The following is a 19,225-nucleotide window of genomic DNA, read 5'->3' on the forward strand; positions in this document are numbered from 1 at the left end:
CGGGCGGCAGAAATGCCGCCCGTTGCCGACCCGGGTTCGCTGCCAGGGCGGGACGAGGAAAAGCGTTGCGGTCTCCGTGCGTTTCCGCCCCCAACCCTTGAGAGGCCGCGCGCCCCAATGAGAACGGCGACAATCGCCAGCCCTGCACGGGGACGTGCACCCAAGGGGAGGGACATGTCATGTTTTATCAGCTAGCCGCTGCTGCGGGGTTCATGCTGGCCGGGGTGCTCGGCTGCGCTGCCTATTTCTGGGGAACCAGCCTTGTTCTCGACCTGATCTTCCCGTCCAAGGGAAAATCAGGTGTGGTCGCCTCGCGAAACCTGCGCATCACCAATGCCATCCGCCCGTGGCTGTTCCTCGCACCCGCGCTCTTTGCTCTGGCGACCTACCTCATCTACCCGGTGATCATGTCGCTCTGGTACAGTTTCCACGACCGCGCGGGTCAGAATTTCGTCGGCGTCAGCAACTATGCCTGGATGGTCAACGACGGCGAATTCCGCCAGTCGATTTACAACAACTTCCTCTGGCTGCTCGTCGTCCCGGCGCTCTCGACCTTCTTCGGTCTCGTCATCGCGGCGCTCACCGACCGGATCTGGTGGGGCAATATCGCCAAGACCCTGATCTTCATGCCGATGGCGATCTCGTTTGTCGGTGCCGCGGTCATCTGGAAGTTCATCTATGATTTCCGCCCCGAGGGTGCAGAACAGATCGGCCTGCTGAATGCCATCGTCGTTGCCTTCGGCGGCGCCCCGCAGGCCTGGATCACGCTGCCCTTCTGGAACAACTTCTTCCTGATGGCGATCCTCGTCTGGATCCAGACGGGTTTTGCCATGGTCATCCTGTCGGCAGCCCTTCGCGGCATTCCGGAGGAAACGATCGAGGCCGCCGTCATCGACGGTGCCAATGGCTGGCAGATCTTCTTCAAGATCATGGTGCCGCAGATCTGGGGCACGATCGCCGTCGTCTGGACGACCATCACCATCCTGGTGCTGAAGGTCTTCGATATCGTGCTCGCGATGACCAATGGCCAGTGGCAGAGCCAGGTGCTCGCCAACCTCATGTTCGACTGGATGTTCCGCGGTGGCGGCGACTTCGGCCGCGGGGCTGCGATCGCCGTCGTCATCATGATCCTCGTCATTCCGATCATGGTCTGGAACATCCGCAATGCGGCCAAGGAAATGAAGGGGCACTGAGATGAATCCAGCGACACGCTCTCCCCTCATGTGGGTCGTCCACCTCTCGGTCTTTCTGATCGTCGCACTGTGGACGCTGCCGACCGCAGGCCTTCTGATCTCGTCGCTGCGCGACAAGGACCAGCTCGCCGTTTCCGGCTGGTGGACTTCCCTTTCGACTTCGTCGCAGAACACCGTCGTGAGAGCGCCCGGCCCCGAAAGCCAGGTGGAGCGCGACGGCAAGTTCGTGATCTCCGGCAATTTGCTCGAAGGTCAGCCGGGCCAGATCTCCGCCTTCGGCTTCAACAGCCGTGAGCCGACTGCGTTCAGGGCCGGCGAAACCGCCGAGCTCAACGACGGCGAGAAACTGACCGTTCAGGCCGACGGCAACTTCGAGATCGTTTCCGACAAGAAGATGGAGGGATCGCGCGGCCAGCGCGTCTTCGTCACCGCATCATCGCCGCCGCGCTTTACCTTCGACAACTATGTCGAAGTCCTGAGCGCCGAAGGCATCGGCCGCTCCTTCATCAATTCGCTGACGGTCGCCGTGCCAGCGACCATCATCCCGATCATGATCGCCGCCTTCGCGGCCTATGCGCTTGCCTGGATGCCGTTTCCGGGCCGTGCGATCCTGATCGCCGTGGTCGTCGGCCTCCTCGTCGTGCCGCTGCAGATGTCGCTGATCCCGCTCTTGAAGCTCTATAACGGCGTCGGCGCCTTCTTTGGCGTGCCGGCCAAGACCTATGTCGGCATTTGGCTCGCACATACCGGTTTCGGCCTGCCGCTGGCGATCTATCTGCTTCGCAACTACATGGCCGGCCTGCCGCGCGAAATCATGGAATCCGCCCGCGTCGATGGCGCCAGCGATTTCGATATCTTCGTCAAGATCATCCTGCCTCTGTCCTTCCCGGCGCTCGCTTCCTTCGCGATCTTCCAGTTCCTGTGGACCTGGAACGACCTGCTGGTCGCCATCGTGTTCCTGGGCGCGGGGCCCGACGAACTGGTTCTGACCGGCCGGCTCGTCAACTTGCTCGGTTCACGCGGCGGCAACTGGGAGATCCTGACGGCCTCCGCCTTCATTACCATCATCGTTCCGCTGATCGTCTTCTTCAGCCTGCAGCGCTATCTCGTGCGCGGCCTGCTGGCGGGCTCGGTCAAGGGCGGCTGACATCTGAGGACTTTCGACGACAATGAGCATGACCGAATTGAGCACTTCCACTTTGCAGGCCGATCGGGATTGGTGGCGCGGCGCGGTGATCTACCAGATCTATCCGCGCTCCTACCAGGACTCCAACGGCGACGGCATCGGTGACCTCAAGGGCATCGTTGCCCGCTTGCCGCATATCGCCGCCCTCGGGGCCGACGCAATCTGGATTTCGCCGTTCTTCACCTCGCCGATGAAGGACTTCGGTTATGACGTCTCCAACTATAGCGATGTCGACCCGATCTTCGGCAGCCTTGCCGACTTCGACGCGGTCATAGCCGAGGCGCACCGCCTCGGCATCCGGGTGATGATCGACCTTGTTCTCTCGCACACGTCGGACCAGCATCCCTGGTTCGTCGAAAGTCGGTCGAGCCGGACGAACGCGAAGGCTGATTGGTACGTCTGGGCTGATTCCAGGCCGGACGGCACCCCGCCCAACAACTGGCTGTCGATCTTCGGCGGCTCGGCCTGGGCGTGGGATCCGACGCGCCTGCAATATTACATGCACAACTTTCTGACCTCGCAGCCGGACCTCAACCTGCACAATCCGGAAGTGCAGGATGCACTGCTGGCCGTCGAGCGTTTCTGGCTGGAGCGCGGCGTCGACGGCTTCCGCCTCGACACCATCAACTTCTATTTCCACGACAAGCAACTGCGCGACAATCCGGCGCTGGCGCCGGAGCGCCGCAACGCCCAGACAGCACCCACGGTCAACCCCTACAACTATCAGGAACATCTCTACGACAAGAACCAGCCGGAGAACCTCGAGTTCCTGAAGCGCCTCCGCGCCGTTATGGACGAGTTCCCGGCGATCGCTGCGGTCGGCGAAGTCGGCGACAGCCAGCGCGGTCTGGAGATCGCCGGCGAATATACCTCCGGCGGCGACAAGATGCAGATGTGCTACGCCTTCGAATTCTTGGCGCCGGATCCGCTGACACCGGCGACGGTCGCCGAGGTTCTCCGAAACTTCCAGAAGGCGGCGCCAGAAGGTTGGGCCTGCTGGGCCTTCTCGAACCATGACGTCGTGCGCCATGTCAGCCGCTGGGGAGCGGGTGTTGCCGATCGCGACGCTCATGCGAAACTGCTTGCGAGCCTTCTGATGTCGCTGCGCGGCTCGGTCTGCATCTATCAGGGCGAGGAACTGGCGCTGTCGGAAGCCGAGCTTGCCTATGAAGACCTGAAGGATCCCTATGGCATCCAGTTCTGGCCGGATTTCAAGGGTCGCGACGGTTGCCGCACACCGATGGTCTGGGACGGTGCCACGGTCAATGGCGGCTTCGGCAGCGCAAAACCCTGGCTGCCGGTGCCGGCGGAACACCTCAAGCGCGCCGTGTCGGCGCAGCAGGGCGATCCGGCCTCGGTGCTCGAGCACTACCGTCGCTTCCTGCATTTCCGCAAGGCGTATCCGGCGTTTGCCAAGGGCGAGATCGAGTTCCTGAGCACGGACGGCTCGGTGCTTGCTTTCGTGCGCAGCCACGGCAACGAGAAGCTTTTCTGCCTGTTCAACATGAGCGGCGTGCCGGCTGCGGCCACGCTGCCGAACGAGCCGGTGGCTGCATTGGAAGGGCACGGCTTCGTGTCCGAGGTCAAGAACGGAACGGTGCATCTGCCGGCCTGGGGCGCCTACTTCGCGCGGCTGGTGTGAAGGCAGATGACAACAGAGATAGACGGGAAGAACCGAAGAGGAGGGTGCAATGACGGGTCTGCTGCTTAAAGATATCCGCAAGTCCTACGGCGCGGTCGATGTCATTCACGGCATCAATCTCGACATCAAGCAGGGCGAGTTCATCGTTTTCGTCGGCCCGTCCGGCTGTGGAAAATCGACGCTTCTGCGCATGATCGCCGGTCTCGAGGAGATCACTGGCGGCGACATGTTCATCGACGGCGAGCGCGTCAACACCGTGCCCCCGTCGAAGCGCGGCATCGCCATGGTGTTCCAGTCCTACGCGCTCTATCCGCACATGACCGTCTACGACAACATGGCTTTCGGCATGCGGATCGCCAAGGAAAGCAAGGAAGAGATCGACCGTCGCGTGCGCAACGCCGCCGATATCCTGCAGCTGACCAAGTATCTCGACCGTCTGCCGAAGGCGCTCTCCGGCGGGCAGAGACAGCGCGTCGCCATCGGCCGCGCCATCTGCCGTGACCCCAAGGTCTTCCTGTTCGACGAGCCGCTCTCGAACCTCGACGCGGCCCTTCGTGTCGCCACCCGCATCGAGATCGCCAAGCTCAGCGAACAGATGGCGGGCACGACGATGATCTACGTCACCCACGACCAGGTGGAGGCAATGACGCTCGCCGACCGCATCGTCGTGCTGTCGCAGGGGCACATCGAGCAGGTAGGCCCGCCGCTCGAACTCTATGAGCGTCCGGCCAATCTGTTCGTCGCGCGCTTCATCGGCTCGCCGGCGATGAACATCATCCCTTCGACGATCACGGCGACCGGCGCGCAGACGACGGTGAAGCTGACCGGCGGCAAGAGCGTGACGCTCGATATCCCGACCGACTCCTCGCAGAACGGCAAGATTGCGAGTTTCGGCGTTCGCCCGGAAGACCTGCAGGTCTCGACAGGCGACGACTTCCTGTTCGAAGGCACGATCTCGATCGTCGAGGCGCTCGGCGAAGTGACCCTGCTCTATATCGAGGGTCTCGTCGACAAGGAGCCGATCATCGCCAAGATCCCCGGCATCCTGCCGGTTCACCGCGGCGACAAGGTGCGCTTCACGGCCGACAAGGCCAAGCTACACCTCTTCAACGACGAGGGCCGCAGCTACCGCGTCTGAAGCAATTGCAGGAAAAGTGCGAAGCGGTTTTCCGTCCGGAGTTGCGGCCTACTTCCAAGGAAACGTGCGAAGCGGCTTTGCGTTGAGGATTGCGTAACCAAGATTCCTGGTCACGAACTTGCTCCGCCCGGTTTTTGCCGGGCGGTTTTTCATCCGGTCGTCGGACCAACCGTCTGTTAAATCTCTGCCGCTAGTCTGTATCAAAAGGGGATATGGAAAGGCATTTCGATGAACGGCGCGGCACCTGTCTTGCAGCACTTCCTGAACAAGGAAGAGTCCTTCATGTACGATCGGGAGACCAGTTTCCCGATGGAGGACACGCGAAACGAGGCGCGCATCGAATACACTGAAAAGGGCATGACGCAACTGAGCTCTCGTCGCTGCGAAATCATCAAGCTTTCGAAAAGCGGCGCGCTGATCAGCATCCTCACGCAGTACCAGCTGCCACAGAATTTCTACCTGGATATCCCGAGCGCACGCATCCAGATGGTCGGCTGCCTGTTGAAGCGGGTGCATGCCAACAACGTCATCGAGGCGCGCTTCCTGCGCATGCTGACGGACCGCGACCTCAATCGTATCTTCGTCTACAGCAGCCATCCGAACCACCGCAACCGGACGCTCGACATCTACCGCTGAGTGCCATGCTGGGCTTGACGGCTCCACCGCGCTCAATGGATGGTTGTGGTCTCAATCAACGGATTCGGACCTGAACCATGCAGCGACCCTATCGGCTTTCGTGCCATTGCGGCGATATCGCCGTCGAAGTCGACGAAAAGCTTGGTGGTCTCGTCGACTGCAACTGCTCGACCTGCCGGCGCTCCGGCTTTCTGCACTGGAAGGTGGATGCCGCAAAGGTAAAGCTCTTGACCGAAAAGCGCCGCCTGTCGAGCTACATCTGGCGCGGCGTCAACGAGGGGCACCATTTCTGCCGACCTGTTCGACCCCGATCATGCGCAGCGGCTATCCGGATAACAAGATCTCGATCAATGCGCGCTGCATCGAGGGGGTCGATGTCTTCACGCTGGAAATCAAGCGCTATGACGGGCGCAACGACATGTTCCCCGGGCCACTGCCCTGAGCTTTTCACGATCGTTTGAAGACCAAGCGCCGCCCCAATGGGAGCGGCGCTTTTCTATGTCAGTGGAAGAGAACGCTGGCGCCCTGATCAGCCGCACCCGCGATCGCGCGGAAGGGCGCGAACAGCTCGCGGCCCATGCCGAAGTCGTTGTCCGACAGATCCGCATGCGCGGGCACGCGTGTCTTGAGTGCGATGTCTTCGACCAACACCTCGATCGTTCCGGCAACAGCGTCGATGCGGACGATATCGCCTTCCTGGATGCGAGCGATCGGACCGCCGTCCTTGGCCTCCGGCGTCACGTGGATTGCCGCCGGCACCTTGCCGGAGGCGCCGGACATGCGGCCGTCCGTCAGGATGGCGACGCGCTGGCCGCGGTCCTGCAGGATGCCGAGCACGGTCGTCAGCTTGTGCAGTTCCGGCATGCCGTTGGCCTTCGGGCCCTGGAAGCGCACGACGGCGACGAAGTCGCCCTCGAGCTTGCCGGCCTTGAAGGCGGCATTGAGCTCGGCCTGGTCGTGGAAGATCTTGGCTGGCGCCTCGATGATGTGACGGTCCGGCTTGACGGCAGAGATCTTGATGACGGCCTTGCCGAGATTGCCGGTCAGCATTTTCAGGCCGCCCGAATGCTGGAACGGCTGATCGATGGTCGCAAGCACCTTCGGATCAGCACTTTCCTTCGGCGTCGGCACGCGCTCGACATTGCCGTCGGCGCCAAGCCGGACGTCGATCTTGTAGGCGTCGAGGCCCTGGCCGATGACGGTGCGCACGTCGTCATGCAGCAGGCCGGCGCGAAGCAGCTGGCTGATCAGGAAGCCCATGCCGCCGGCAGCGTGGAAGTGGTTCACGTCGGCAAGCCCGTTCGGATAGACGCGGGCCAGCAGTGGAACGATGTCCGAGAGCTCTGAAATGTCCTGCCAGGTGAGCACGATGCCGGCAGCCCGCGCCATGGCGACGAGGTGCATCGTGTGGTTGGTCGAGCCCCCGGTCGCATGCAGGCCGACGACGCCGTTGACGATCGAGCGCTCGTCGATCATTTCGCCCGCCGGGGTGAACTCGTTGCCCATGGCGGTGATCGCCAGCGCCCGCTTGGCGGCTTCCTTGGTCAGCGCGTCGCGCAACGGCGTGCCCGGATTGATGAAGGAAGCGCCGGGCAGGTGGAAGCCCATGATCTCCATCAGCATCTGGTTGGAGTTGGCGGTGCCGTAGAAGGTGCAGGTTCCCGGTCCGTGGTAGGACTTCGATTCCGCCTCGAGCAGTTCGTCGCGGCCGACCTTGCCTTCGGCGAACAACTGGCGTACCCGCGCCTTCTCGTCGTTCGGTAGGCCCGAGGTCATTGGTCCGGCGGGCACGAAGATCGCCGGCAGGTGGCCGAAGGTGAGCGCTGCGATCACGAGGCCCGGCACGATCTTGTCGCAGACGCCGAGATAGACGGTGGAATCGAACATGTTGTGCGACAGGCCGACGCCGGCGGCCATGGCGATCAGGTCGCGGGAAAACAGCGAGAGCTCCATGCCCGGCTGCCCCTGCGTGACGCCGTCGCACATGGCCGGCACGCCACCGGCGACCTGGGCGACGCCACCTGCCTCGCTTGCCGCCTGGCGGATCAGCGCCGGATAGGTCTCGAACGGCTGATGCGCCGAAAGCATGTCATTGTAGGAGGTGATGATGCCGAGATTGGCCACGCGGTCGCCCGCAAGCGCTACCTTCTCGGCGGGGGAACAGACCGCAAATCCATGCGCGAGGTTGCCGCAGCCGAGCACGCTGCGATGCGGACCGCTCGATGCCGCCCGGCGGACGCGATCGAGATAGGGCTCGCGGTGGGGTTTCGAGCGCTCGACGATGCGAGCCGTGATCGAGGCAATGCGGGAATCGGCGGACATGACAAATCCTGTTCCGGAGTCTTCAGACTCCTCATCTTCATCCAGTCATCGTCCGGAGCGCGGCGAGCTTGGGAGAGCGCAAGCCGCGTCCCGGCGTTTCTCAGAAACACCTGTCCATTCCGACGGGAGCGCGCCACCGGCTGAACGTGTCTCCAAAGTTCCTATCGGGCCGGTTCGGCCCAACATCATTCCGATCTACGGCGCCCAGTAAATCTGCACCGGCGACGCGGCGCGGCGCAGCATCGCGCGGATCGGCATGTCCTTCTCGTCGCCGGCTTCTTCGGCCTTGGCGAGAACCGTCTTCTTGCCTTCGCCTTCGATGTGCAGCACCAGAAGCCGCGCATCCTGGAGGCTGGCAAAAGTAAAGGTCAGCCGGGTTTCGCCGGCACCCTCGGCTTCCATCGTGATCACGCCGCGCGGCGTTGCCGGATCGATGGCGCGCGCGAGCTGCGATCCGCCCGGGAAGAACGATGCGGTGTGCCCGTCCGTTCCCATGCCGAGGATCGCCACGTCGAACGGTGCACCGATCTTCGCCGTTTCCCGGCTTGCGAGATCAGCCGCGGCCTCCGCTGTCGGGGCCGCCTGGTAGAGCGGCAGGAAAGTTGCTGCAGCGGCCTTGTCCTGAAGCAGGTTGGCCGCCACGAGGCCGTGGTTGGAGCGGTCGCTTTCCGGCGGCACGAAGCGTTCGTCGACCAGCGTCACCGTCACCTTGTCCCAGGCGATGTCCTTCTTCGAAAGCGCCTGGAAGAATGCCTTGGGCGTGGAGCCGCCGGAGACGGCGATGCTTGCGGAGCCGCGTGCGGCGACACCGGCAGCAAGAGCGCTGCTGACCGCATCGGCAAGGCCTTGCGCCAGTGCTGCGCCGTTTTCGAATGTATGAAGTTTAGACGTCATCGGCGCACCTATATCGCGTCGTTCCAGGTCCGGCCGTCACGCTCGATCAGCGCAATTGACTGGCTCGGACCCCAGGTGCCGGCGGTGTAGCCCTGAACCTGCTGCCCGGTTTCTTCCCAGGCCTTCAGGATCGGATCGACCCACTTCCATGCGGCCTCGACCTCGTCGCGGCGCACGAACAGCGTCTGGTTGTTGCGGATGACGTCGAAGAGCAGCCGCTCATAGGCATCGGCATTGCGCACGGCGAAGGCTTCGGCAAAGCTCATGTCCAACGAGACGCTGCGCAGGCGCATGCCGCCCGGGCCCGGGTCCTTGATCATCAGCGACTGCTTCACGCCTTCGTTCGGCTGCAGGCGGATGACCAGCTGGTTGGCCGAGATGCGGCCGGCATTGTTGTCGAAGATCGAATGCGGGATCTGCTTGAAGGTGATGACGATTTCCGACATGCGGCCGGCAAGGCGCTTGCCGGTGCGGATGTAGAAGGGCACGCCGGCCCAGCGCCAGTTGCTGACCTCGGCCTTGATTGCCACGAAGGTTTCGGTGTTCGAGACGCCGCCTTCGAGCTCTTCGAGGTAGCCCTTGACCGGGCCACCGGCCGAAGCGCCGGCGCGGTACTGGCCGCGCACCGTCACCTGCTCGACATTCGACGAGGTGATCGGCTTCAGCGCGCGCAGAACCTTGAGCTTCTCGTCGCGAACCGCTTCGGCGTCCATCGAGGTCGGCGCTTCCATGGCGACGAAGCAGACGAGCTGCAGGATGTGGTTCTGCACCATGTCGCGCAGCGCGCCGGCCTTGTCGTAGTAGCCGGCGCGGTTTTCAAGGCCGACGGCTTCCGACACGGTGATCTGCACGTGGTCGATATGGGCGGAGTTCCACAGCGGCTCGTAGAGCGCGTTGGCAAAGCGCAGCGCCATCAGGTTCTGCACCGTCTCCTTGCCGAGATAGTGGTCGATGCGGAAGATCTGCTCTTCGCGGAAAACCTTGCCGATCGTGTCGTTGAGTTCGGTCGCAGAGGCGAGGTCGCGGCCGATCGGCTTTTCGACGACGATGCGGGTGTTCTTGGTGATCAGCTTGTGATCGCGGATGCGCTCGGAGATGTCGCCGAAGATCGCAGGGCCGACGGCGAGATAGAAGGCGCGGATGCGCTCCTTGCCCTCTTCGAGGATCTTCTTCAGCGAGTCCCAACCCTGGTCGGACTTGGCGTCGACAGAGACGTAGAACAGGCGTGCAGCGAACTTCGCGACTTCCTCTTCCTTGTACTCTTCCGCCTTCAGGTGTTCCTTCAGAGCATCGACGGCAAACTTGCGATAGTCCTCATGGCTGAGTGCCGCACGCGAGGCGCCGATGATGCGCGTCGGCTCGGTGATCTGGCCTTCCAACTGGCGGTGATAGAGCGCCGGCAACAACTTGCGCTCCGCAAGATCGCCGGTGCCCCCGAACACCACATAGTCAAATGGTTCGACGGGGATGATCTGGCTGCTCATGGGATATCTCGATCTGTTCAGGTCAGGGGCACATATAATCTAATCGATTTAAAGGCGCTAGAGTGCGGCGCAATAAAATGCCGCCGCAAGCGTTTTTCAAAACCTGTCGCGTAATGCGTACCAGCTAAGCGCGAAGAAGAGAAGGGCGGAGCGGAACCGGGTTCCGCCCGGAAAAGCCGGGATTTTCAGAGCCTTCAAGAGGTCGAGCTCGGTGTCCTGGCCGAGTGCCAGATCCGCATAGAGCTTGCCGCAATAGTTGGAGAGCATCACACCGTGGCCGGAATAGCCGCCGATCGAGGTGACGCCCGGGATGACCTCGCGACAAAAGGGGGTGCGCGGCATGGTGATACCGACGGAGCCGCCCCAGGCGTGGGTGATCTCGACATTGGCGAGCTGCGGGTAGATCTCGCTGATCTGCCGGCGGATATGGGTGGAGATGTCGCGCGGATTATCGGCCGTATAGGCTTCGCGGCCGCCGAACAGCAGCCGCCCATCCCGCGACTTGCGGAAGTAGCGGACGACGAAGCGCGAATCGTCGACCGACTCTCCGCCGGGAATGACGTTTGGGTGGTCGGAAAGCACCGTCGTCGCGCCGATGAAGGAACGGATCGGCATGACGTGGCTGGCGCTCACCGGCTCCAGGTTGCCGATATAGGCATTGCAGGCGACGAGAACGCGGTCGGCGGTGATGGTGCCGCGGTCGGTGGCAATGACGATCGCGCCACCCTGGCGGTCGATTTTCAGGGCCTTGGTCTGCTCGAAAAGGTTGGCGCCGGCAAGCGCCGCCTGTTTCGCAAGGCCGACCAGCAGCTTCATCGGGTGGATATGGCCGGTGCCGGCATCGCGAATGCCGAAGTGGTAATGGTTCGATCCGAGCCGGCTTGCTGTTTCCTCGCGCTCCATGAAAGTCAGATGCGGATAGCCGAAGCGTGCCGCCATCGCTTCGGCATGGTCGCGATAGTCTTTTTCGAGGCTTTGCTTGTGCCCGACCGAGAGCTGGCCTGGCACGAATTCGATGTCGATCCCGTTCCCGTTCGCGAAGTCGAGCACGTAACGCTTGGCGTTCTCGGCCATGTCGAACAGCGCCTGCGCCCGCTCATGGCCGAGGCTTTCCTCCGTCTCATCCGCCCACGCGCGTTGACCTGTGCCGAACTGGCCGCCATTGCGACCAGAGGCGCCGTCGCCGAAGCGGCAGGCGTCGATCAGGGTGACGTCGACGCCTTGCTTGGCAAGGTTGTAAGCCGCCTGCAATCCCGTATAGCCGCCGCCCACGATCGCGACATTGGCTTTCCGCGATCCCGGCATGGCCGGATACTCCGGTCGGTCCGGAACCGTCGCCTCATACCAGGAATAACCGGGCGAGATCGGGCTTTGCCAGGACATGGAGAACCTCTGAGGTCAGACGTTGAGAAGCAGGAATTCGCGTTCCCAGGGACTGATGACCTGCATGAAGGTCTCGAACTCGCCGCGTTTGACGCCGGCATAGATGGCGATGAACTCCGGGCTCAGTACCTCGGCCAGCGACGGTGCCGATTCCAGCAGCGCCACGGCTTCGAGCAGGCCGCGGGGCAAGTCGATCTCGCCCTCGTTGGCCGTGTCCTCGGTCGGCGCCGTCGGTTCGCGCTGTTCGATGATGCCGAGATAACCGCAGGCAAGCGAGGCCGCGAGCGCCAGATAGGGATTGGCATCTGAACTCGGCAGCCGGTTCTCGATACGCCGGGCGACCGGCTCCGACACCGGGATGCGGAAGGCGGTGGTGCGGTTGTCATAGCCCCAGGCGGTGTTGACCGGCGCCGACATGTCGGGCGTCAGTCGGCGGAAGGAGTTCACATAGGGCGCCATCATCACAAGCGTGCGCGGCACATAGTGCTGCATGCCGCCAATGAAGTGGAAGAATTCCTTCGATGCGGAACCGTCCGGGTTGGAGAACAGGTTGCGGCCGGTGTTGATCTCGACCACCGACTGGTGAATGTGCATCGCCGAGCCCGGCTGGCCCTGCATGGGCTTCGCCATGAAGGTGGCGTAGATGCCGTGTTTCAGCGCCGCCTCGCGGATGGTGCGCTTGAACAGGAACACCTGGTCGGCCAGCTCGATCGGATCGCCATGGCGTAGGTTGATCTCCAGCTGCGCCGGCCCTTCTTCGTGGATCAGCGTATCGATCTCGAGACCCTGCTTCTCCGAGAAGTGGTAGATGTCGTCGATCAGTTCGTCGAATTCGTTGATGCCGGCGATCGAATAGCCCTGGCCGCCGAGAATCGAGCGACCGGAGCGGCCTTTCGGTGGATGCAGGGGATAATCCGGATCGTCATTGGTGGCGACGAGGTAGAATTCGATCTCGGGTGCTACGACCGGCTTCCAGCCTTTCTGCTTGTAGAGATCGACCACGCGCTTCAGCACGTTGCGCGGCGTGTAGCTGATCTGTTCGCCCTGCGAGCCGACGATGTCGCAGATCACCTGCGCCGTCGGGTCGGTCTCCCAGGGCACGACCGAAAGGGTCGAGAGATCGGGCACGAGCTTGATGTCGCTGTCGCGGGAATCGTAGCGGAACTGGCCGGTTTCGTCTGGATATTCGCCCGAGATCGTGTGGCGATAGACGGCGGACGGCAGCGCCAGCGAGGTATTGGAGGTGAACTTCGAGGTCGGCATCATCTTGCCGCGCGGAACGCCGGCAAGATCGGGCGTGATGCATTCGACGTCTTCGATGCCGCGGATCTTGAGCCAGTCCGTGGCTTCCTTCCAGGTCTTTACACCTCGGAGGGAGTGGAGGGCGGGAGGTATTTTCGAAGTTTTGCTGATTTTCGTTGTTTGTTGGGCAGCACTTCTCTTGGAGGGCATAAATCACCGGTTTTGGCTTCGGATAGCGCATCATAACCACAGATTGGCAATTGGCTAGATGGGCTTGATCATTGACTTTCTGCTTTGCCCCCGGAATGGAAGGACAAACGAGCGGAGTGTTTCGTGGCTGAAAAGACAGATGTGATCATCATTGGCGCCGGTGCCGCCGGCATGATGTGCGCCATCGAGGCGGGCAAGCGCGGCCGCCGCGTGGCCGTGCTCGACCATGCCAAGGCGCCGGGCGAAAAGATCCGCATCTCCGGCGGCGGCCGCTGCAATTTCACGAACATCCATGCGGGACCGAAGAACTTCCTGTCGACCAACCCGCATTTCTCAAAGTCGGCGCTGGCGCGCTACACCCCGCGCGATTTCCTGGCTCTTGTCGAAAAGCATGGCATAGCCTGGCACGAAAAGACCCTCGGCCAACTCTTCTGCGACCATTCGGCGAAAGACATCATCAAGATGCTGCTTTCCGAAATGCGTGACGTGCATGCCGATCTTCGCCTCGAAACGGCGATCGAGAGTGTCGAGCGCCATGGCGCCGGTTTTCGCGTGATGACGGGCGAGGGGCCGATCGATGCGCAGTCGCTGGTCGTTGCCAGCGGCGGCAAGTCGATCCCGAAGATGGGGGCGACCGGGCTTGCCTACCGGATCGCCGAGCAGTTCGGTCTCGGGCTCATTGAAACGCGGCCCGGTCTCGTGCCGCTGACGCTCGACCCGGCGCAGCTCGAAGCGATCGGGGAACTGGCCGGCGTCGCCGCAGATGCGGAAGCGCGGTCCGGCAAGACGGCGTTCCGCGAGGCGGTGCTGATCACCCATCGCGGCCTGAGCGGCCCTGCGATCCTGCAGATATCCTCCTATTGGCGCGAAGGGCAGGAGATCGTGCTCAGGCTGATGCCCGACATCGACATTGCCGCGATCCTGAAAGAAATCCGCCGCACCCACGGCAAACAGGCGGTGCAGACGGCGCTCGGCGATATCCTGCCGCGGCGGCTGGCACAGTTTTTCGCCGACGGCGCAAAGCTGACCGGGCGCCAGCTTGCCGACCTCTCGGATAAGGCCATCAATCAGCTTGCTACCTCGATCCAGGCCTGGACCATCAAGCCAGCCGGTTCGGAAGGCTACCGGACGGCCGAAGTTACGCTTGGCGGCGTCGATACCAACGGGCTCGACTCCAAGACGATGCAGGCCAAGGCGGTGCCGGGGCTCTATTTTGTCGGTGAGTGCGTCGATGTGACCGGATGGCTCGGCGGCTACAATTTCCAATGGGCCTGGGCATCGGGCTTTGCGGCCGGCCAGGACGCCTGATCTCCCCGCTTTTGGCGGATCGAGCTTCAGTGATTGTTAATGTATCTCGCCGAACCTTTATCCTTGTCGGCACAGCCGGCAGTTGGTGGATCGGATTGTCGCGTAACGGAAATAACACTGTTTCTAATTTTTTGACTTTCTTCCGCCACGGCATGGCTGCAATATAACTGTGACAGGCAATGCGGGGTCATCCGGACCGAACGTTGCCGGTCAATGTGACAAGGACAGGATGCCATGAACCAAATCCGCCGCCGTCCCCGCGCCATCGCGATCGCCCGCACCGATGAAAGCCGTCAGCAGAAGGCCGTGCTCACGCGCCTCGCCTTGATTGCATTCTTTGCCGTTGCTGCCCTCGCAGCCCTCCCGGCTCTTTGGTTCTGAGTTCAGGGGATCGGCCCTGAGCGGCCGCCTCTCGGGCGCATTTGACGCGTCCGCGCACGCCTACGGATTTTCTGTCGCGGGCGGAACGCGCTTATACAAATTTTAATCGTTCAAAACAGATAGTGTGACGATGTGAGTTTCGTCAGGTTCACGTTGCCGAGGAGTGGCGCCGTGGATCCGCAATGATTGCCGACGGACTGGCGGTGTGCGCCGCATGATTTTTCGAAAAACATCAGCCTGTTTGCGCATCGGGTGGCTCTCGATCGTTCGCACATTCACGCCTTGTCGTTGAGTGCGAAGACGTAGTGAGCCGTCGGGGGAGGCGAATGCGAGCTGCGAGCCAAGGTGTTTTCCATGTTCATCGATAGAATTCTTGCCCGCTTCAAGATCCAGACGAAGGTGCTGTTTTTCATCCTGCCCTTCGTCGTCAGCATCTGTGCCGTCGGTATCACCGGCCTCTATGCATCCGGCCTGCTTCAGGGACGCATGGAGATTTCCAACAGCGTGTTGCAGACCTTGAGCGGCTTCAAGGATGTCTATGCAGGCATGAACGCCTTCCTGCATTCGACCACCGAAGAAACCCGTGATGCCGTGCAGTCGACGATCTCGGCGCAGAAGGACGTGCTCGCCGATACCGCTGCACAGGTTACCGGCCAGAACGGCCAGGACGAATTGAAGGCTGCGATCGCGGCGACCAGCGACATCGAGGCCCGCATTGGCGGCCTCTGGACGCTGCACGTTGGCGAGCAGGACTTGCGCACGGCAATGAGCTCGAACCTCGACGCCTTGCTGATCGAGCGCGCCAAGATCAATGAAGAGTCGAACCGCCTGCAATACGCCGTTCGCAAGAGCGAGAACGCCGCCAAGACCATGCTGCGCGAAGCCGAAAAGCTGATGCGCGCAAGCCGCTTCTTCAACGAGTTCGGCACCGAAGTGAGCAAGGCGATCACCGTCGAGGAGAAGCTGAAGGCGGTCAAGGAACGCTTCCCGATGATCGGCCGCACCGAGCGTGACATCTTCCGCCTGCTGCCGAAGGACGAAAAGTCGCTCACCGAGACCATCACCTCGGCTTCGAGCGAGATCGGCTCGATCCTGCAGGCGCCCGCCGGACCAGAAACGCTTGCCGGCATTTCCAAATATGTCGACCGCTTCCGCACTGCGAGCTTCCGCCTGGAAGCGGCTTCCGTCGGCAAGATGCGCGACGCCACGCGGATTTTCGCCGAACTCGACGAACAGATCGTCACGACGGAATCGGTTCTGACCGCTACCCGCAGGCTGTCGTCGTCGATCACCGATATCCAGATTTCCGCCGCCACCTTCATGGGGCAGACGAACGAGGGCAATCGCCAGAAGCTGCTCGACAAGTCGCTCGCCGTTCAGCAGAACATGGCGACGCTTCGCGGTGTCGCAAGCGACGGCGCATCCTTCGACAAGATCGCCGACACGCTGATGCCGATCCTGACCGCGATGAAGAAGGATGCCGCAGCGCTCGTCGAAATCACGGTCAAGCGCACCGCAGACTTCGACGCCGCCGGACAATCGATCAACCAGATCTGGACCGATCTCACCGAATTTGCCGAACAGCAGAAGGTTGCCGCCGGGACCGAGCGCAACGAGGCGAACCAGATCTCGGTTGCCGCCACCGTTGCCGGCGTCGTCATCGCGCTTCTGGCCGGCATCGCGCTGACGCTGACGCTGAAGAAGCCGATCGGTCAGATCACCGCGGCGATGCGTCGTCTCGCCGATGGCCGCCTCGACACGACGATCGATGGCGACGGTCGTCGCGACGAAATCGGCGACATGGCCCGTGCGCTCGGCGTGTTCAAGGAGAACGCGCTCTCCAAGGTCCGCATCGAAGCGGAAAGCGAGGAGCAGCGCAGCCGCGCCGAAATCGAGCGTAGCCGTAACGACCAGGAAAAGCGCGAGCTCGATCGCCAGATCGATCTCGCTGTCAGCGAGCTTGCCGCTGGCCTCGGCCGCCTGGCCCAGGGCGACCTGTCGCGCCAGATCGACGTGCCGTTCCATGGTCGCCTCGAACAGCTTCGCCAGGACTTCAACGGTTCGCTGATCCGCCTGCAGGACACGCTCGCCCAGATCCGCGCCAATGCGCAGGCGATCCAGGAGAGCGGCTCCAGCATGCACCATGCGGCAGATTCGCTGTCGAAGCGCACGGAGGCCCAGGCCGCCTCCCTCGAAGAGACGGCGGCCGCCGTCGACCAGATCACCGTCACCGTGCGTTCCTCGGCCGAGCGTGCCGGCGAAGCCAACCATGCGGTGATCCAGACGAAACGCAGCGCCGATAGCTCGGCGACCGTCGTCACCAACGCGATCGCCGCCATGGGACGCATCGAGGAGGCCTCGCGCCAGATCGAGCAAATCATCGAAGTGATCGACGACATCGCCTTCCAGACCAACCTCCTGGCGCTGAACGCCGGCATCGAGGCGGCACGGGCGGGTGAAGCCGGAAAGGGCTTTGCCGTCGTCGCCCAGGAAGTGCGTGAACTGGCCCAGCGCTCGGCAGAAGCTGCGCGCGAGATCAAGGGCTTGATCAATAAGTCGACCAACGAGGTCAATGCCGGCTCGCACCTGGTCAAGGAAACCGGCGAAGTGCTGGCCTCGATCAGCGCCCAGATCGTCACGGTCAGCCAGCACGTCGAGATGATCGCGACTGCCAGCCGCGACCAGGCCGTGGCGCTCAACGAGGTCAACGGCTCAGTCAACCAGATGGACCAGATGACGCAGCAGAACGCCTCGATGGTGGAAGAGGCGACGGCGACGAGCCGCGCGCTCTCAAACCAGGCCGACACGCTGATGATGCTGGTCGAGCAGTTCCGGCTGGAGCCGGCGGCGGAAGACTACGACAACTACCGGGCGGCCTGAGGCGTGCGGTAGACGGTTTCGCTGGCGGCAGGCAACGCCGCCAGCCGAAAGCACGGCAACCGGTGCCGTGCGATATAACAAGGGCAGGGGCTAACATTGCACCGCGTGGCCGCAGGGCTTCGCGGTGCTTTTTTTATCGGCGTAGAGGCTGCTCTTGCGTCGCTTGGTGACCGCGGCCGCGAGTGTTGTGAAGGTCCGACGTAGAAGGCCGGGCGGTTTCGGATCGAAATCCTCGTCCCAGCGGCGCGTTTTCAGGGCCATGTCGGCGATGTAGACCATTGCCATCATTTCCATCGTGATGCTCCTTAGTTGATGGGCATCACTTCTTTTATGCAGCAAAACTAGTTTTACATACATCGGATATCGCTCTATGTTTTTCACCGATGAAAGACATGGATTGGGATATCTATCGCTGTTTCATGAGCGTGGCGCGCGCTGGTGGGCTCACCGGAGCGGCGCAGGCGCTCGGCTCCAGCCCGGCGACCGTTGGCCGGCGGATGCTGGAACTCGAGGAGCGCACGGGCCGCGCGCTGTTTCTGCGCAGCCAGACCGGCTACCAGCTTACCGGCGATGGTGAACTGCTGTTCGAGCAGCTTCAGGAAATGGAATCGGCGGCGCGCCGGGTCGAGAGCTGGCGGCAGGAAGGTGAGGGCGTAACGGTCCGCATCACCGTCGGTACCTGGATCGCCTGGCTGCTGGCGGAGAACTTTCCGGCGCTCTGCACCGAAAGGGACGGCTTCAGCCTCGCGATCACGGTCGGCGAAACACGCGCCAGCCTCGCCTATCGCGAGACCGATATCGGCATCCGCGCCTTCGAGCCCGAGGAGGCCTATCTGGCGGCAAGTCCGGTCGGCGACGTCGCCTATGCCGCCTATCGTCAAAAGAACGCGCCGTCGGGCGCGAGCGCGCGATGGGTGGCCGTCGGCGAGGAGGAGGCGATCTCCGCCTATCTGCGCTGGCCGCACGAGCAGATGAAGGGGGGCTGGGAGGGGCGGATCGTCGCCACGGTCACGCGGCCGCGCTCGCTGCTCGATCTCGCCCGCGCCGGCGCCGGCTGTGCGGTGCTTCCTTGTTTCGTCGGCGATCTCGATCCGATGCTGGAGCGCGCCGGCGAGGAGATCCCGGCGCTCCGGCACCGGCAATGGATCGTCATGAACAATGAGGATCGGCACCGCAAGGAAATACGAACGGTCGTCGACCGCATGACCAGGCTGTTGCGCAGTCACGTGGATATCTTTGCCGGAAAGCGGCCGCGCCGCAGCTGAGGCGAAGCAAGGACTAACCCTGCTGCTGGGAACGCTGCCGCCGTGGTCCTTTTTGTATATG

General features: G+C 62.6%; 17 protein-coding genes. 10 read left to right on the forward strand and 7 right to left on the reverse strand.

Annotated features, from left to right (window positions below; genetic code table 11):
- Positions 1 to 179: 179 nt before the first annotated feature.
- The 5 genes from ASE71_RS14265 to ASE71_RS14285 all read left to right on the forward strand — a co-directional run bounded on the left by ASE71_RS14265 (position 180) and on the right by ASE71_RS14285 (position 5,795).
- Positions 180 to 1,193, forward strand: a complete 1,014-nt coding sequence (locus tag ASE71_RS14265) for a carbohydrate ABC transporter permease (protein ID WP_060516515.1) — start codon at positions 180 to 182, stop codon at positions 1,191 to 1,193.
- A 1-nt stretch (position 1,194) separates the two neighbouring features.
- Complete coding sequence (locus ASE71_RS14270; protein WP_034800782.1) at positions 1,195 to 2,340, forward strand: carbohydrate ABC transporter permease; 1,146 nt, start codon at positions 1,195 to 1,197, stop codon at positions 2,338 to 2,340.
- 28 nt (positions 2,341 to 2,368) lie between these two features.
- Positions 2,369 to 4,021 carry an alpha-glucosidase family protein gene (locus tag ASE71_RS14275; RefSeq protein ID WP_413814638.1) on the forward strand — a complete coding sequence of 551 codons (1,653 nt, stop codon included), beginning with the start codon at positions 2,369 to 2,371 and terminating at the stop codon, positions 4,019 to 4,021.
- 49 nt (positions 4,022 to 4,070) lie between these two features.
- Complete coding sequence (locus ASE71_RS14280) at positions 4,071 to 5,159, forward strand: ABC transporter ATP-binding protein (protein ID WP_060516511.1); 1,089 nt, start codon at positions 4,071 to 4,073, stop codon at positions 5,157 to 5,159.
- A 228-nt stretch (positions 5,160 to 5,387) separates the two neighbouring features.
- Positions 5,388 to 5,795: a hypothetical protein gene (locus tag ASE71_RS14285; RefSeq protein ID WP_034800789.1), complete on the forward strand. Its 408-nt coding sequence runs from the start codon at positions 5,388 to 5,390 to the stop codon at positions 5,793 to 5,795.
- Positions 5,796 to 5,827: 32 nt separating this feature from the next.
- Here the strand turns inward: ASE71_RS14285 and ASE71_RS36910 are convergent, their stop codons facing one another.
- On the reverse strand, positions 5,828 to 6,082 hold the full coding sequence (locus ASE71_RS36910; RefSeq protein ID WP_244496829.1) for a hypothetical protein: 255 nt from the start codon (positions 6,080 to 6,082) through the stop codon (positions 5,828 to 5,830).
- Positions 6,083 to 6,108: 26 nt separating this feature from the next.
- Between ASE71_RS36910 and ASE71_RS37370 the strand changes: the two genes are divergently transcribed.
- Entirely contained in the window at positions 6,109 to 6,237 is a 129-nt protein-coding gene (locus ASE71_RS37370) for a hypothetical protein (RefSeq protein WP_274533427.1), read from the forward strand.
- Between the two features lie 59 nt (positions 6,238 to 6,296).
- On the opposite strand, the gene edd is transcribed toward ASE71_RS37370, so the two are convergent.
- The 5 genes from edd to ASE71_RS14315 form a co-directional block, all read right to left on the reverse strand.
- Positions 6,297 to 8,117, reverse strand: a complete 1,821-nt coding sequence (gene edd, locus ASE71_RS14295; protein WP_060516509.1) for a phosphogluconate dehydratase — start codon at positions 8,115 to 8,117, stop codon at positions 6,297 to 6,299.
- Between the two features lie 195 nt (positions 8,118 to 8,312).
- Positions 8,313 to 9,011 (reverse strand): 6-phosphogluconolactonase, encoded by a 699-nt coding sequence (pgl, locus tag ASE71_RS14300; RefSeq protein ID WP_034800794.1) that lies wholly within the window; start codon positions 9,009 to 9,011, stop codon positions 8,313 to 8,315.
- Positions 9,012 to 9,019: 8 nt separating this feature from the next.
- On the reverse strand, positions 9,020 to 10,495 hold the full coding sequence (gene zwf, locus ASE71_RS14305) for a glucose-6-phosphate dehydrogenase (protein WP_060516507.1): 1,476 nt from the start codon (positions 10,493 to 10,495) through the stop codon (positions 9,020 to 9,022).
- A 96-nt stretch (positions 10,496 to 10,591) separates the two neighbouring features.
- Positions 10,592 to 11,878 carry an NAD(P)/FAD-dependent oxidoreductase gene (locus ASE71_RS14310; protein ID WP_060516505.1) on the reverse strand — a complete coding sequence of 429 codons (1,287 nt, stop codon included), beginning with the start codon at positions 11,876 to 11,878 and terminating at the stop codon, positions 10,592 to 10,594.
- 15 nt (positions 11,879 to 11,893) lie between these two features.
- Positions 11,894 to 13,330 (reverse strand): glutamine synthetase family protein, encoded by a 1,437-nt coding sequence (locus ASE71_RS14315; RefSeq protein ID WP_034800800.1) that lies wholly within the window; start codon positions 13,328 to 13,330, stop codon positions 11,894 to 11,896.
- Between the two features lie 123 nt (positions 13,331 to 13,453).
- Between ASE71_RS14315 and ASE71_RS14320 the strand changes: the two genes are divergently transcribed.
- The 3 genes from ASE71_RS14320 to ASE71_RS14325 all read left to right on the forward strand — a co-directional run bounded on the left by ASE71_RS14320 (position 13,454) and on the right by ASE71_RS14325 (position 17,899).
- A complete protein-coding gene (locus ASE71_RS14320; protein WP_060516503.1) occupies positions 13,454 to 14,638 on the forward strand; it encodes an NAD(P)/FAD-dependent oxidoreductase in 1,185 nt (394 codons plus the stop codon).
- A gap of 234 nt (positions 14,639 to 14,872) precedes the next feature.
- A complete protein-coding gene (locus ASE71_RS36425; protein ID WP_089044690.1) occupies positions 14,873 to 15,019 on the forward strand; it encodes a hypothetical protein in 147 nt (48 codons plus the stop codon).
- A 354-nt stretch (positions 15,020 to 15,373) separates the two neighbouring features.
- Positions 15,374 to 17,899 carry a methyl-accepting chemotaxis protein gene (locus ASE71_RS14325; protein WP_060516501.1) on the forward strand — a complete coding sequence of 842 codons (2,526 nt, stop codon included), beginning with the start codon at positions 15,374 to 15,376 and terminating at the stop codon, positions 17,897 to 17,899.
- 90 nt (positions 17,900 to 17,989) lie between these two features.
- Here ASE71_RS14325 and ASE71_RS14330 read toward each other — a convergent pair whose 3' ends face one another.
- Complete coding sequence (locus ASE71_RS14330; RefSeq protein WP_060516499.1) at positions 17,990 to 18,193, reverse strand: hypothetical protein; 204 nt, start codon at positions 18,191 to 18,193, stop codon at positions 17,990 to 17,992.
- An 89-nt stretch (positions 18,194 to 18,282) separates the two neighbouring features.
- Here ASE71_RS14330 and ASE71_RS14335 point away from each other — a divergent pair, with 89 nt between their 5' ends.
- Complete coding sequence (locus ASE71_RS14335; protein ID WP_034800810.1) at positions 18,283 to 19,164, forward strand: LysR family transcriptional regulator; 882 nt, start codon at positions 18,283 to 18,285, stop codon at positions 19,162 to 19,164.
- Positions 19,165 to 19,225 lie beyond the last annotated feature (61 nt).

This window comes from Ensifer sp. Root954 (genome assembly GCF_001429005.1).
GTDB lineage: Bacteria > Pseudomonadota > Alphaproteobacteria > Rhizobiales > Rhizobiaceae > Ensifer > Ensifer adhaerens.

Excerpts from the sequence above, each read along its gene's own strand:
- ASE71_RS36425 (WP_089044690.1), top strand. The coding sequence starts at position 14,873 with ATGAACCAAATCCGCCGCCGTCCCCGCGCCATCGCGATCGCCCGCACC.
- ASE71_RS14315 (WP_034800800.1), bottom strand. The coding sequence starts at position 13,330 with ATGCCCTCCAAGAGAAGTGCTGCCCAACAAACAACGAAAATCAGCAAA.
- ASE71_RS36910 (WP_244496829.1), bottom strand. The coding sequence starts at position 6,082 with ATGGTGCCCCTCGTTGACGCCGCGCCAGATGTAGCTCGACAGGCGGCG.
- ASE71_RS14310 (WP_060516505.1), bottom strand. The coding sequence starts at position 11,878 with ATGTCCTGGCAAAGCCCGATCTCGCCCGGTTATTCCTGGTATGAGGCG.
- ASE71_RS14270 (WP_034800782.1), top strand. The coding sequence starts at position 1,195 with ATGAATCCAGCGACACGCTCTCCCCTCATGTGGGTCGTCCACCTCTCG.
- ASE71_RS14280 (WP_060516511.1), top strand. The coding sequence starts at position 4,071 with ATGACGGGTCTGCTGCTTAAAGATATCCGCAAGTCCTACGGCGCGGTC.
- ASE71_RS37370 (WP_274533427.1), top strand. The coding sequence starts at position 6,109 with ATGCGCAGCGGCTATCCGGATAACAAGATCTCGATCAATGCGCGCTGC.
- zwf (WP_060516507.1), bottom strand. The coding sequence starts at position 10,495 with ATGAGCAGCCAGATCATCCCCGTCGAACCATTTGACTATGTGGTGTTC.
- ASE71_RS14335 (WP_034800810.1), top strand. The coding sequence starts at position 18,283 with ATGAAAGACATGGATTGGGATATCTATCGCTGTTTCATGAGCGTGGCG.
- ASE71_RS14285 (WP_034800789.1), top strand. The coding sequence starts at position 5,388 with ATGAACGGCGCGGCACCTGTCTTGCAGCACTTCCTGAACAAGGAAGAG.
- edd (WP_060516509.1), bottom strand. The coding sequence starts at position 8,117 with ATGTCCGCCGATTCCCGCATTGCCTCGATCACGGCTCGCATCGTCGAG.
- ASE71_RS14325 (WP_060516501.1), top strand. The coding sequence starts at position 15,374 with ATGTTCATCGATAGAATTCTTGCCCGCTTCAAGATCCAGACGAAGGTG.
- ASE71_RS14330 (WP_060516499.1), bottom strand. The coding sequence starts at position 18,193 with ATGGAAATGATGGCAATGGTCTACATCGCCGACATGGCCCTGAAAACG.
- ASE71_RS14265 (WP_060516515.1), top strand. The coding sequence starts at position 180 with ATGTTTTATCAGCTAGCCGCTGCTGCGGGGTTCATGCTGGCCGGGGTG.
- ASE71_RS14275 (WP_413814638.1), top strand. The coding sequence starts at position 2,369 with ATGACCGAATTGAGCACTTCCACTTTGCAGGCCGATCGGGATTGGTGG.
- pgl (WP_034800794.1), bottom strand. The coding sequence starts at position 9,011 with ATGACGTCTAAACTTCATACATTCGAAAACGGCGCAGCACTGGCGCAA.